Here is a 13461-nt window from a genome sequence, read left to right as displayed (position 1 = left end):
CATGGACGCCTCCCCGGACACAGACGGAAGACGGCGCACCGAACTCATCGAAGAGCTCTATGGCCTTTACGGCAAAGGGACCCTTCGCATGCGCCTGCGTTTTGCCCGAAAAAAGTACGCCTGGGTGACCGTCACCGGCGGGGCCAGGGCCATCAAGCGCGGCTTCGACCTCCTGGTCGCCCTTTCCGCCCTGCTCCTGCTTTCGCCCCTTTTTCTCGCGGTGACCGCGGCCATCCGGCTCACGGACAACGGGCCGGTGCTCTACTGGCAAAAACGGGTGGGCAAGTGGGGGCGGGAGTTCCCCTTTCCCAAATTCCGATCCATGGTGGTGAACGCAGACACCGCCAAGGATGCGATCCTGGACCAAAGCGATCACGAGGAGAGCATCACCTTTAAAATGAAAAAAGACCCCAGAATCACCGGCATCGGCAGGATCATCCGAAAGCTCAGCATTGATGAGCTTCCCCAGCTCTGGTGCGTCCTCAAGGGAGAGATGTCCCTTGTGGGGCCCAGGCCGCCGTTGCCCCGGGAGGTTGCCCTCTACACCCTGGCCGACAGGCGACGCCTGGACGTCACCCCGGGCCTCACCAGCATCTGGGCAGTGAGCGGTCGGGGAGACATCCCCTTTGACCGCCAGGTGGAGCTCGACCTTCAGTACATCGAGAGCCGCAGCATCGCCACAGACCTGAAAATCCTGCTCAAAACCATCCCGGCGGTCCTCTTCGGGCGAGGGGCGTACTGAAATGAAGGCCCTTGTCATCGCCACGCGCGGGGTGGACCACGCCCCTGTGCTCTCCGAGCGATTCGGGGCGGCCATGCTGCCCCTTCTTGACCGCCCCTTCCTTCAGCACCAGGTGGAATCCCTGGTGCGGTGGGGTGCCACGGAGATCGAGTTTGTCCTGTCCCACCGTCCTGAAAAGGTGGAGGCCTTTTTCGGCACCGGGGAGCGTTGGGGGTGCCGGTTCCGGTACCACCTCGTGCGGGACCCGGAGCACCCGTACCGCCCCCTGGTCGATGCCCTGGCCTCGTCCCGTGAAGAGCCCCTCATCCTGGCCCACGGCGAGGCCCTCCCGCTGGTGAAAAAGCTGCCTGAAGCCCAAGACGCCCCCTTACTCCTCATTCACGGAGAGGAGCCCGGCATGCAGTGGACGGGCTGGGCGGTGTTTCCAATCGAATTCGGTATGGTCATGGAGGTTCCCACGGATGCCACCGCCCTCGAAGCGGCCATTCTCAATGCCGGGGCCAGGGAAGAGACCCTTGCCACCGTACTGACGGTGCGGGACCCGGCCACGCTCCTTGGGGCCACCCGAACCCTTCTGGACCGGGGCGTGCCCCACCTCATGCACGGCGCCCGGGAGGTGGAGGACAGTGTCTGGCTCTCCCGGGATGTGGGGATCCACCCCACGGCCCGCATTACCCCGCCGGTCTACCTGGACGAGGGGTGCCGCATCGGCAGGCTGGCTGAGATCGGCCCCTACGCGGTCCTGGCCAAAGGATGCGTGGTGGATGAAAAAACACGTATTACAGGTTCCATGGTCCTGGCCATGAGCTACATCGGCAAGGACCTTTCACTGGAAAACTCCGTGGTGGACAAAAACTGCCTGGTCAACACCTCCATCGGCTCGGAGCTCACCGTCACCGATGCCTTTATCATCGGCAACCTGGCCGAAAACGAACTCCGGCATCGCCTATCCAGGCTGGGATCACGGCTGGCGGGCCTTCTGCTGCTGGTACTTTTTGCCCCCCTGCTCCTCATCACCCTGATGATCCTTACCCTGTCCAGAAAAGGTCCCTGCCGACCGCATCGAAACGTGGTGAGCCTCCCCACCCTGGCCGACGAAACCCACTGGCACACCTTTGCCTTTGCCACCTGCGAGGCCCAGGGACCGGACCCCGCCACCTGGGAGGCCCGGTGGTGGCACTTCTTCCTTGTCTTTCTCCCCGGTCTCATCCACGTGGCCGGAGGCCGCATGCGACTGGTGGGCATAGGCCCGCGAAGCACCGACGCCATCCGGGCCCTGCCCGAGGACTGGCGCCAGATCACCCTCACGGGCAAAGGGGGCCTTGTCACCGAGGCCATGCTCCACTTCGGGCCCTGCCCCGACGAAGACGAACTCTACGCCGCCGAAACGGTCTACACCGTCTCCTCAGGCTTCCTCTACGACGCAAAACTCCTGCTCAAATACGCAGGCCAGCTCCTGGGCGTCATCCCACGCCCCAGCTCTTCCTGACCCTGAACACCTCCCCATTCCCCTTCACCTCTCCCGAATCTCTATCCCCCTGTTCCCCCATCGTCTGTTTTTCCTATTTCCTATTTCCTGTTTTCCCTATCACCTGACTTACCTGATTTACCCACTTCCCATGGATAAAACCGTCCTCTTTCCCCTGATTGTCAGCGCCATCCTCCTTGCGTCCCGCTCGCCCCGGGAGGTCTTCATCCTCTCGTTCCTGCCGGCCCTCACCTTCTTTCCCGCCTACTTCAACGTCAAGGTGGTCAGCGGGGTACCCGAGCTCTACTTCTGGTCCGCGGCCCTGGTCCCCATCCTGGCATCCTGGGCCATGAAGGGGTTTGACGGGTACGATTATCACTGGATGGACCTGTTTATCTTTGCCTACGTTTTCGCCATCTTCTTTGCCCAGTGGAGCAACAGCACCTACAAAATTTCCCAGAAGATCCTCTTCAACAACGTCATGGGGATCTGTGTTCCCTACATGCTGGTTCGAAGCTACGCCGTGGACCGAAAAGCCCTTATCTCCCTCATCCGCGCCATGACCGTGGTGGGGGCCGTGGTGGCCTTTTTCAACGCCATTGAATTCCGTATGTTCGTCAACCATTTCGACGAGCATTTAAGGCGCCTCTGGCCCACCTACGTGGTCTGGGACACCGGCATGGTCATGAGCCGGTGGGGTTTTAAACGGGCCCTGGGGCCCTTTTCCCACCCCATCGTGGCCGGGTATGTCTTTGCCCTCATCGCCCCTTTGGCCATCTGGTGCTACAACCAGGGTCACTACCCCACCAAACGCAAAGGACAGATCATCGTGGGGCTCAATGTTCTGGGGATGCTCGTCTCCATCTCCCGGGCCCCCATCATCGGATTTATCCTGGGCCTTGCCGTCATCTACTACGGGTGGAACAAAAACCGGGCCGCCATCCTCACGGTGGTCTCCATCGTCGGGGCGATCCTTTTGATGGTCATCGTACCCAAGTTCATCGACTACATCTCCGTCACCCGCGCCACGGCCACCACCGAGGCACAAAGGAACGTGGCCTATCGAAAGGAGATGTGGGAGGCCTACAGCGAGGTGGTCATGGAGCGTCCCTACGCAGGGTGGGGCCGCTTTTCCGTGCCGTCGGTGAAGGGAATGAAATCCATTGACGCCGAATACCTGGGCGTGGCCCTGGCCTCAGGGGTCATTGCCCTCTTCTTCTACCTCGTCTTTCTCTTCGGCATGCTGATCCGCATGATCCTCTACGCCCAGAAGACAGCCTGGGACGACCCCTGGGGGCGGCTGGCCTGGTGCCTCATTGCCGGCTGGGTCTGCGCCATCTTCTCCCAGGGCACCGTCTATTCCGGGGCCCAGAGCGTCCAGTACCTTTACATGCTGGCCGGCATCGGCCAGATCCTCATCCTCACCCGACCCCGGGAAACAGCACCGGAAGCCCAGGAATCGGTGCCCGCCCGCTTCGGTTTTGCCCGCATCATCTGACTCAAGCGCCCCGCCGTCCATCGAACCTGTCCCGAAAGGTCCCCCTATGCCCCAGGCCCCTCGCCGCCCTTCCGCAAACCGCGCTCTCCTGGCCGCAGCAATGCTCCTTGTCTCGATCTGCGCCTGCGGCCCCAAGCCTTTGGAAATCCCCGACGACACCCCCTTTTCCCGCAGCAGCTTCCGCACGGAGATCCCCTTTGCCGACCCCGAGGTGATCCGGCTCCACGAGGCCAACCTCACCCACGAGTACATCATCGGCTCCGGGGACCTGCTCACCGTGGACGTCTGGAACCGCCCCAAGCTCTCCGGGGAACACGTGGTGGGGCCTTACGGCAACATCACCCTGCCCATGCTGGGGGAGTTCAAGATCGGAGGCATGAACCGAAAAAAGGCCTCCACCATCATCACGGATCTCTACCGGGAGTTCTACGAAGAGCCCATCGCCACGGTAAAGATCATCAAATACATGAACAACCGGGTCTATGTTCTCGGAAGGGTAGCAAATCCGGGGGTCATTCATTTCAGCGGCCAGGCCACCCTCCTGGAAGCCCTGGCCATGGCAGGGGGCCTTCCCACCCGGGATAAAACCATCTTTCTCTCCAAATGCTACATCGTCCGCGGCAAAAATCAGATCATCTGGATCGACCTGTTGAAGCTCCTGCAGCGGGCCAACCTCAAGCTCAACATCAGCCTGGCCAACAACGACATCATCTATATTCCGGAGTCCATGGACGCCGCGGTCTTTGTCATGGGGGAGGTGGAGAACCCCGGTTCCTACCAGATCCAGACCACAGGCCTCTCCATACTGGACGCCATCAACCTGGCGGGTGGCCCCACCGAGGACGCCCAGACCGACGAAATCCGTCTCATCCGGGAGATGGAAGAGCAGGAGGGAGTGAAAACCATCGACATGGACATGATGCTGGCCACGGGCAACCTGAGCGACAACTTCCTGCTCCTGGACAACGACATCATCTATATCCCGAGAAAAGGGATCGCCACCTTCAACTATTACCTGCGCCAGATCGACCCGTTCCTGCGTACCTTCATCAGCGGCACCATCATCCACGACACCTTGACAGACTGACCCCACGTCCCATGCCCCACCACACCCATCGAGGCCGCCCCTGCCATGGATACACCGGAAAACAAACCTGTCCCGGCCTTTCCCGCCAAGCCCATCGATCCGGTGGGGAGCCTCCTCAACCACCTGCCCATGGTGTGCCTTATCGCCCTGACCATCCTGGCCCTGGGCGTTCCGGCGGTCTGGCTCAAGGTCAAGCCCGTCTATTACAGCGAGGCGGTCCTGAAGATCGAACCGGTGATCCCGAAGATCCTCTACGGCAAGGAAGAGGCCTCCATCACCCCCTACTACGACGACTATGTGCGGACCCAGATCAACATCGTCAAAAGCTACGCCGTCCTCTCCATGGCCATCGAAGAGGTGGAAGAGACGGGCACAAACTGGAAATTCCCGGATGAAACCATGCAGCAGGCCGTGGACCGCCTGGCCATGCGCCTGGCCATCAAGCAGCTCCGGGACACCCAGCTCTTTTCCCTCTCCATGTTCAGCCGCAGGGGACGGGGGCTTGCCGAAATCCTCAACGCCGTCTCCGCGGCCTACATCGAGCACACGAGGTTGGAACGGTTCAACAAGGACGGCTCCAGACTGGGGTTTCTCAAGGGCAGGCGCGAAGAGCAGGAGAAGGTCCTGGCGGAAAAGTACGCCGTGCTGGAAAGCATCTCGGCCAAGTATGCCGTGGGAATCACCGATGAGAAGAACATCTACGTCTACCTCCAGGCCGTGGTGGATCTCACCCAGCAGCTGGTAAAGGCCAAGACGCGGCGCATTGAGACCCAGACCCGGCTGCGGGAGCTGCAAAACCAGATGGTCAAACTCCAGCAGCTGGACATCTCGGCGGATGTGGACGACTGGGTGGAAAAAGACTGGGCCACCCGGGACAACCGCATCCAGCTCTCCCGAAAGCTCCAGGACATGCGCCTGACCCTGTCCGGGGTCAACGAGAACCACCCGGACAGAAAAGAGTACGAAGAGAACCTTACCCGGCTCTACGAGGTCCAGGAGAACCTCCTCAGGCGTGCAGGAGAGGTGGGGGAAAAGGTCATCCGGGGTAAGCTCCTCTCTGACCAGCGAAAAAAAATCCTGGAAGAGGAGATGCTCTTTGCCTCGGCCCTGAGCGCCGAACAGCGGCTCATCGAGGAGCTCACCGCCGCGGAGCACAAGGCCACGGATGTCAACACCCAAATGATGAAGGCCTCCACCCTCAGACGGGAAATCGACCGCCTCCAGGACGCCCTGCTCCGCATCGAAGAGCGCATCGACCAGATCGAGGTGGAGTCCCGCTCACCGGGCCGGGCCAGCATCCTTACCCGGGCCAAGAGCCCTGAAAAGCCCGACACGGGCAAGCGGGTCAAGATGGCGGTGATGGTGATCCTTTTCAGCTTCTTTGCCGGCATCGGCTACGCCGTAATCAAGGATAAAATCGACCCGCGCCTTCGAAGCATCCAGGACATCCAGCGGATTTTGGGGTTTCCCCCCACCGGGCACATCATGGACGCCGTCCAGGACCAGGGGGCAGCGGAAGACCGCCACAGAATGTGCCTGGACACGCCATTTTCGCGAATCTCCGAGCAGTTCAAGGAGATCGCCTTCTCCATCGCCAAAGAGAACACGGAGCACCAGTCCCGGGTCTACAACGGCCTCTCCCTCAACGGCAAGCAGGGGGTCTCCACCTTTCTCCTCAACACCCTCACCGCCCTGCCCGGCATGGCCAAGGGCAAGATTTTTGTGGACCTCAACGTCTGGAGCCCCGTGAGCCGGGACCTGTTTCCCGAGGACACCCTGGGGCTGTGGGATGTGCTGGAGGGCCGCTGTGATCTGCAGGACGCCATCATCACCGACAGCGATTTTCCCTTTCATATCCTCCCCTTCGGCAACTGGCCGGGCACGGACAAAAGCATCTTCCAGGAGATCGGCATGGCTCCCATGATCGAGAGCCTTCGGTGCGATTACGACTACATCATCCTGGACTCCTCCCCCTTGTGGCTCTCCACGGACGCCCGGTTCCTCACCCACATCTCGGACGTCACCATCCTAGTGGTGGAGTCCGGCTCCGTGGTGGAAAAAGAGCTCGCACGGGCCGTTCATACCCTCGACCGTCTGGAGGTCAAGGCCATCTCCGTGGTCCTGAACCGCGTCAGCTTCCAACGGGGACGGTACTACCGGGAGGCCATGGACAACTACTACCGCCAGGTAAAAACCTCGTTTCAAGGGACGGGATAACATGAAGACCCTCATCGACAAAATCCGCCTTCGGTTTTTCATCCCAAGCGGCTTTCCCTACGCCCGGTACCTCAAAGAAAAGGGGGTGCTGAGGCGCCAGGGATCAGGCTGTTTCATCGCCAAAAACGCTGGTCTGCCGGACGGCTACCTCACCGCCGTCGGCGACAACGTCTGGATCACCGACGGCTGTCAGATCCTCTGCCATGACGCATCGGTGATCATGCTCAACGCCCGGGACGCCTCCCACCTGGACCGTGTGGCCCCCATCACCATCGGGGACCACGTGTTCCTCGGCAACCGCACCACCGTGCTGCCCGGCATCACCGTGGGCAGCAACGTCATTGTCGGGGCGGGCTCCGTTATCACCCGGGACATCCCCGACGGGGAGGTCTGGGCAGGGAACCCTGCCCGCCGCATCTGCACCACGCAAGACTATCGGGATCGAATCCACACGGCCACCGAGTCCCTGCCCTGGTCTTCCCTCCTTGCCGGGGAAGGCCCCCACATCTATGACCCGCACCGTGAGGCCGCACTTCGCAAAGCCCGCGTGGCCCATTTCTTCACCGATGACGAGGCGCCCCAATGACCCATTCCCCGCAGCCAGACCAGGACCTGCGCCAGGCCCCTGCCCGGCTCCGCATCGCCGTGGTCAGCCCCGGAGATCCCCGGGACCGGCGCACCTGGTCCGGCTCTACCTACTTCATCGTCAAGGCCCTGGAGCCCCTTGCCCAGTCCCTGACCTGGATCGGCCCCCTGGCCGTGCCCCATCAGCGCATAAAAAAACGGCTGGCCGCCATCCGCCGCCGCATCACCGGTCTCCGCACCTACCCGGAACGCACCGTCAAGGCGTCCCAGTACTTCGGCAGGCGCATCGACCGGCACCTGGACCGGGGAGAATTCGACCTGCTCCTGGCCCCTGCGGCCAGCGTGGAGGCGGCCCACATCGAAAGCGACATTCCCCTGGTCTACATCTCCGATGCCACCTTTGCCCTCATGCAGGAGGTCTACCCCATTTTTTCGTCCATGGGAAAAGCCGCGGTCACGGAGCACCGATTTGAACAGGCCGTCATCGACCGGGCCGACCTGCTGGTCTATCCGTCCCACTGGGCCGCACGGTCGGCCATGCACTCCTACGCCGCGGACCCGGACAAGGTGCGGGTCATCCCCTTCGGCGCCAACCTGGACACCTCGCCCGTAAGGGAAACCTGCCTCGGCAGGCACATCAAAGACCGCCTGGAGCTTCTCTTTCTGGCCAAGGAGTGGGAACGAAAGGGAGGGGAGATCGCCTTTCAGACCCTGCTGGATCTCCTCGAACACGGCGTGGACGCCCGGCTCACGGTCTGCGGCACCGTGCCCCCTGCCCCCTTCCGCCACGAGCGCATGACCGTGATCCCGTATTTGAACAAAAACATCCCGGACCAAAGGGCCCGATTCGACGAGGTGCTGAGCCGCTCCCACCTCTTGCTTTTGCCCACCCGGGCCGAGTGTTACGGGGTGGTCTTCTGCGAGGCCGCCGCCTACGGGTTGCCCGTTTACGCCACGGATGTCGGGGGCGTGGGCACCATCGTGGAAAACGGGGTCAACGGCCACCTGCTTCCCCCGGCGGCAGGCGGCGCCGACTTTTCCCGCCTGATCCGGGAGACGGCCCTGGACCCTTCCACCTACATGCGCCTGAACACCGAAAGCAGGCGGCGCTATGAAGAGCGCCTCAACTGGGATGCCTGGGGACACTCCATGGCAGCCGAAATCTCACGGATCCTGTCCAAACCATGAACGACAAAGAGAACCTCGCCAGAACCGTCTCCCGGAACTCGTTGTTCACCATCATCTACAACGTCTGGTACTTAGGGAGCCGCCTTGTCCTGACCCCTTTGATCCTCTCCTACATCACCATCGAGGAGTACGGGCTCTGGGCCTACTGCTTTGTGGTGCTCTCTTACCTGGCCTTAACCGCCTTCGGCTTCAACAACACCTACATCCGGTATGCCGCCGATTACCGGTCCCGGGGGGAAGACCACAAGGTCAACCAGCTCCTCTCCACGGGTATCGTCTCCATGCTGGGGGTGGGGCTCCTCCTGTTTCTCCTCTTTCTGCCGGCCCTTCCCTTCCTCATCCCCGCCCTGGGCATCGACCCGGAGCTCAACCAGACAGCCCACCGCCTCTTTGTGGGCACCGCCGCCATCTTTGTCCTCAACTTCAGCCTGGCCGGGTACCAGTGCGTGCTGGAGGGCGAACAGAAGATTGCCCTGGTACGGAAAATCCACCTGGTCGCCTCGGTGGTGGAGCTCATCCTCCTGCTCCTCTTTTTCCGCATGGGCATGGGGGTCTTTTCCCTGCTCTGGGCCTATGGTATCCGCTTCGGTCTCATCATCCTCTCCACCATTGTCTTTGCCCACCGGGTGTTTCCTTTTCTCTCCGTGCGCTTTCGACACCTCCGCCTAGAAGCCCTCAAGGCCTTCGGCAATTTCGGCGGCAAGATGAGCCTTCTGGGCCTTCTGTCCCTTCTCATCAACTCGGTGGACCGCATCTTTATCACGCGGATGCTCCACCTGGGCCCTGCGGGCCTCTACGAGATCGGGCGCAAACTCCCCAACATCGGCATGATGCTCCCGTCGGCCGTGGCCGGGACCCTCATGCCCGCCGCTTCTCACCTGGAGGGAAGCGGGCTCCACAGAAAGCTCCGAGGCATGTACCTGCGGGCCACCCGTTACATCATGCTGCTTTCGGCCCTGCCCTACGCCTTTCTCATCTTTTTCGCCCCCCAGATCATCGAGGTGTGGGTGGGGCCGGGGTACGAGGGCCCGGCGCGGGTGATGCAGATCCTGGCTTTGGGAACCCTCATCAATCTCTTCACCGGCTCCGGCACCGCCTGCGTCCGGGGCATGGGGCTCCCAGGCTACGAGATCCGGTACATGGCCATCTCCGCCGCCATGCTCCTTGCCCTCACCCCGGTGTTCATCCACCTGGCGGGCCTGGAAGGCGCGGCCTGGTCCTACACCCTGGCCCAGGCCACAGGCTCCATCTACTTTTTGTTCGTGGCCAACAGGCTGTTCGAAATCCCCTGGAAAACCTTCATGTCCCAGACTGTGCCCCCGGTGCTGATCCTCTTTGCAGCGGGGATCCCCGGCCTGTTTCTCTGCCAAAACATCTGGGCTTACGGGGCCTCCTCCCGGTGGTCCGGCCTCTTTCTCCTGGCCCTCTTCGGCTGTGTCCACCTGCTCCTGGCCGTGCTGTTGCTGCTGCTGGCGCGCCACCGCCTGTTGACCCCGGAAGAAAAAGCCAGGCTGGCAGAGATCACCCCCCCGAAACCCATGATCCCGTTGTGGAGCCGACTATGGAGTCCCCCATAAAACAACACCTCCGAAACATCTCCCTGGGCGTGCTCAGCCGCCTGATCCGCTTCGCGTCTCCCACAAGCCTCGCCCTGCCCCGCCACCTCTACACGGCCCGGTTCATGGCCCGGATCCCCGGCACCGACCCGTCCACCCAGTGCGACGGACCCGTCCGCGTCATCGGTACCGGACGCATCGCCCTGGGCAAAGGGTGCCGCATCGGCAGGGAGTGCGAGTTCACCACCGAAGAGACGGGAAAAATCATCCTGGAAGACAACGTCCGCATCAACCGGGGTACCACCCTCGCCAGCTATGCCCAGGTCCGCATCGGCACCTTTGCCATCATCGGCGAGTTCACGTCCATCCGCGATGCCAACCACGGCACGGAGATGGGCACCCCCATGCGCCTGCAACCCCACACCGCAACGCCCATCACCATCGGCCGGGACGTCTGGATCGGTCGGGGGTGCTGCATCCTGCCCGGGGTCACCATCGGCGACGGCGCCATCATCGGCGCCAACAGCGTGGTCACCAAGGACATCCCCCCTCACACCCTGGCAGCCGGGGCTCCGGCCACCGTGCTCCGGGAAAGACAAAAAGGGTCCCCATGAAAGACAAGATCGCATACCTGGCCCCGGAAATCCCGGCTCTGTCGGCCACCTTTGTCACCGGAGAACTCCTGGAGATGGAGACCCAGGGATTTTCCGTGTTGCCCATCTCGGTGCACCGCCCCACGTCCCCGGCCACCGGCCGTGACGCGGAGCGGCTGGGCCGCGTCACCTGCTATCTCTACGACCAGTCGGGATTTTCCCTGTTCTGGTCCCACCTCAAACGGGTGGCAACCCGGCCGGTGAGGTACGCCAAATCCATCAACCTCCTGGTACGGGACCTGATTCGGGTGGGCCCTTTCTCCCGGACGGCCGCCGGGCTCTGTTACCGCTGGGCCAGGGCCTCCAACCTGGCCGACATCCTCGATGCCAACCGGTGTGAGCACCTGCACACCCACTTTGCCCACATCCCCACGGACCTGGCCATGTACGCCTCGGTCATGGGCAGGGTCCCCTTCAGCTTTACGGCCCACGCCAACGACCTTTTTGAACGGGCCTGGCTGCTGAAGGAAAAAGTCACGCGGGCCGCCTTTGCCGCCACCATTTCCGAGTTCAACCTGCGCTACCTCATCTCACGGGGAGCGCCGGAAAAGGCCATCCACGTCATGCGCTGCGGGGTCGATCCGTCCCTCTTCGAGGCCAGGCCCCCCAAGGAACTTGCCGCGCCGCCCCTTTTGGGCAGCATCGGCCGCATGGTGGAAAAAAAGGGGTTCCACCAGCTCATCAAGGCCTGCGCCATCCTCAAGCGACAGGGCATCGCCTTTCACCTGGAGATGGCTGGCCACGGCCCCATGAAGGAAGCCCTCCAGCAACGGGTGCTGGACCTGGGCCTCTCCGCGGAGGTCACCTTCAAGGGGGCCCTGCCCCATACGGAGGTGCCGGGCTGGCTGGCCGGTCTCGACGCCTTTGTGCTCCCCTGCAGGCGGGACGAGCAGGGAGACATGGACGGCATCCCCGTGGTGCTCATGGAGGCCATGGCCTCCGGGGTTCCGGTGGTTTCCACGGCCATCTCAGGCATCCCCGAGCTCATCGACGACGGCACCTCGGGCCTTCTCTGCGAACCGGACAATGAGGACGACCTGGCCGAATCCCTCAAGCTCCTGCTGGCCCACCCCGAGCTGCGAAAGAGCCTTGCCCAAAACGGCCGCGGCAAGGTGGAGGCGGAGTTCCACCAGGAGGCCAACACCGCCGCCCTGGCGCGGCTGATCCGGCGGGCCTCGTTTCCCCGGCCCTTTCCCCCCCGGCAAAAGGGGCCCATCGGCAACCCGCCCCGCTACATCGTGGTCTCGCCGGTGCGCGACGAAGAGGCGTACCTTCCGGCCACCATCGCCAGCATCGCGTCCCAGACCATTCCCCCTACCGAATACATCCTGGTGGACGACGGCTCCACGGACAGCACCGCCGACATCATCCGGGAAGCGGCCAAAACCCACCCCTATATCCGGTACGTCAGGCGATCCAACCGCGGGGAGAGAAAAGTGGGAGCCGGGGTCGTGGAGGCCTTCTACGACGGATATGCGGCCATCGTCGCCACATCCTACGACTTCATCTGCAAGATGGACGGAGACTTGACCGTCGGCCCCACCTATTTTGAGACCCTGTTCAACCGCTTTCGCCAGGATCCTTACCTGGGGGCGGCCAGCGGAAAGCTCTTCCTTGATCTGGGGGACGGCCGGATGGTGGAAGAGCGCATCACCGACGAAAGCGTCCTGGGCGGGGTCCTGTGCCTCAGCCGCAGCTGCTTTGAAGCCATCGGAGGCTTCACCCGCCAGGTGATGTGGGACGGTATCACCTTCCACCGGTGCCGCATGGAGGGCTACCGCACCCGCAGCTTCAACAACCCGATCCTGCGGATCACCGACCACCGGATCATGGGATCGTCCCACAAGAGCATCTACCACGGCCGCCTGCGCTGGGGCTGGGGCCAGTACTTCATGGGCACCCATCCCCTCTACATCCTCGTTGCCGGGCTGTACCGTGTCATCGAACGCCCCTTTGTCATCGGAGGGCTTCTCATCATCGCCGGGTACCTCCAGGGCTGGGTTACACGGACCCGCCAGTACAACCACCCCGGATTCAAGGCATCCTTAAGGGCCTGGCAGATGGAACGCCTCAAGCTGGGCAGACGTCTGGAGGTGCTGCCGGAACCCAGCGGCCCCATGCCGACGGACCCCGTGGGCCAGCAGGAGACCGCCGATGCGAACCATCCCTCCTGAAGCGGACAGACAGCCCCCCGCAGCGGACCAGCCAGCCGAGCGGGAGCTCATCTTCCGGCTCATCCTCCCGCTGAGGCTCTTTGGCGACGTTTTTTTCCTGGGAATCCTCATGGGGCGCGATCCGGGCCCGGGAGTCTCTCCCGAGCAGGGGCGGCTCAAGGGGAACATCACGGCCGCCGCCATCCTCATCCTGCTGTTGTGTGTGGTTCTTTCGGGGAGTTTTTTTCTGCTCTATCTCATCAAGGCCCTGCTGGGCCTCGACCTCTTTACCGACGCCCACCTCCTGGAGTGAC

At 62.6% G+C, this 13461-nt stretch carries 11 protein-coding genes; all 11 read left to right on the top strand.

Translation table 11 applies throughout. The features are described 5' to 3' along the window. The first annotated feature begins 1 nt into the window (after nt 1). The 11 genes from MSL71_RS20925 (at nt 2) to MSL71_RS20875 (ending at nt 13460) form a co-directional block, all read left to right on the top strand. The gene (locus MSL71_RS20925) at nt 2-742 is read left to right on the top strand and encodes a sugar transferase (protein ID WP_218951096.1); all 741 of its coding nucleotides are present in this window, start codon (nt 2-4) and stop codon (nt 740-742) included. Between the two features lies 1 nt (nt 743). Continuing rightward, nucleotides 744-2231, top strand: a complete 1488-nt coding sequence (locus MSL71_RS20920; protein WP_180144314.1) for a nucleotidyltransferase family protein — start codon at nt 744-746, stop codon at nt 2229-2231. A 130-nt stretch (nt 2232-2361) separates the two neighbouring features. Then, on the top strand, nt 2362-3708 hold the full coding sequence (locus MSL71_RS20915) for an O-antigen ligase family protein (protein WP_180144311.1): 1347 nt from the start codon (nt 2362-2364) through the stop codon (nt 3706-3708). Nucleotides 3709-3754: 46 nt separating this feature from the next. Continuing rightward, nucleotides 3755-4795, top strand: coding sequence for an SLBB domain-containing protein (locus MSL71_RS20910; protein ID WP_180144306.1), 1041 nt, complete (start codon nt 3755-3757; stop codon nt 4793-4795). Nucleotides 4796-4840: 45 nt separating this feature from the next. After that, a complete protein-coding gene (locus tag MSL71_RS20905) occupies nt 4841-7012 on the top strand; it encodes a GumC family protein (protein WP_180144303.1) in 2172 nt (723 codons plus the stop codon). Between the two features lies 1 nt (nt 7013). Then, a complete protein-coding gene (locus MSL71_RS20900) occupies nt 7014-7598 on the top strand; it encodes an acyltransferase (protein ID WP_180144300.1) in 585 nt (194 codons plus the stop codon). Next, nucleotides 7595-8785 (top strand): glycosyltransferase family 4 protein, encoded by a 1191-nt coding sequence (locus tag MSL71_RS20895; protein WP_180144297.1) that lies wholly within the window; start codon nt 7595-7597, stop codon nt 8783-8785. Before MSL71_RS20900 ends, MSL71_RS20895 begins: the two co-directional genes overlap by 4 nt. Next, nucleotides 8782-10362, top strand: coding sequence for a lipopolysaccharide biosynthesis protein (locus tag MSL71_RS20890; RefSeq protein WP_180144293.1), 1581 nt, complete (start codon nt 8782-8784; stop codon nt 10360-10362). Before MSL71_RS20895 ends, MSL71_RS20890 begins: the two co-directional genes overlap by 4 nt. Beyond that, nucleotides 10347-10955 (top strand): acyltransferase, encoded by a 609-nt coding sequence (locus MSL71_RS26750; protein WP_281374539.1) that lies wholly within the window; start codon nt 10347-10349, stop codon nt 10953-10955. Before MSL71_RS20890 ends, MSL71_RS26750 begins: the two co-directional genes overlap by 16 nt. Then, the gene (locus MSL71_RS20880) at nt 10952-13168 is read left to right on the top strand and encodes a glycosyltransferase (RefSeq protein WP_180144290.1); all 2217 of its coding nucleotides are present in this window, start codon (nt 10952-10954) and stop codon (nt 13166-13168) included. The genes MSL71_RS26750 and MSL71_RS20880 overlap by 4 nt, the downstream gene beginning before the upstream one ends. Beyond that, nucleotides 13149-13460 (top strand): hypothetical protein, encoded by a 312-nt coding sequence (locus MSL71_RS20875; RefSeq protein WP_180144287.1) that lies wholly within the window; start codon nt 13149-13151, stop codon nt 13458-13460. The genes MSL71_RS20880 and MSL71_RS20875 overlap by 20 nt, the downstream gene beginning before the upstream one ends. Nucleotide 13461: the final 1 nt, after the last annotated feature.

This window comes from Desulfoluna butyratoxydans (genome assembly GCF_900699765.1).
Lineage (GTDB): Bacteria > Desulfobacterota > Desulfobacteria > Desulfobacterales > Desulfolunaceae > Desulfoluna > Desulfoluna butyratoxydans.
The sequence above is the reverse complement of the archived record's forward strand: the minus strand, read 5'-3'. Positions and strand labels throughout refer to the sequence as shown.

Coding starts and splice junctions, on each gene's coding strand:
- MSL71_RS20925 (WP_218951096.1), top strand. CDS start 2: ATGGACGCCTCCCCGGACACAGACGGAAGACGGCGCACCGAACTCATC.
- MSL71_RS20920 (WP_180144314.1), top strand. CDS start 744: ATGAAGGCCCTTGTCATCGCCACGCGCGGGGTGGACCACGCCCCTGTG.
- MSL71_RS20915 (WP_180144311.1), top strand. CDS start 2,362: ATGGATAAAACCGTCCTCTTTCCCCTGATTGTCAGCGCCATCCTCCTT.
- MSL71_RS20910 (WP_180144306.1), top strand. CDS start 3,755: ATGCCCCAGGCCCCTCGCCGCCCTTCCGCAAACCGCGCTCTCCTGGCC.
- MSL71_RS20905 (WP_180144303.1), top strand. CDS start 4,841: ATGGATACACCGGAAAACAAACCTGTCCCGGCCTTTCCCGCCAAGCCC.
- MSL71_RS20900 (WP_180144300.1), top strand. CDS start 7,014: ATGAAGACCCTCATCGACAAAATCCGCCTTCGGTTTTTCATCCCAAGC.
- MSL71_RS20895 (WP_180144297.1), top strand. CDS start 7,595: ATGACCCATTCCCCGCAGCCAGACCAGGACCTGCGCCAGGCCCCTGCC.
- MSL71_RS20890 (WP_180144293.1), top strand. CDS start 8,782: ATGAACGACAAAGAGAACCTCGCCAGAACCGTCTCCCGGAACTCGTTG.
- MSL71_RS26750 (WP_281374539.1), top strand. CDS start 10,347: ATGGAGTCCCCCATAAAACAACACCTCCGAAACATCTCCCTGGGCGTG.
- MSL71_RS20880 (WP_180144290.1), top strand. CDS start 10,952: ATGAAAGACAAGATCGCATACCTGGCCCCGGAAATCCCGGCTCTGTCG.
- MSL71_RS20875 (WP_180144287.1), top strand. CDS start 13,149: ATGCGAACCATCCCTCCTGAAGCGGACAGACAGCCCCCCGCAGCGGAC.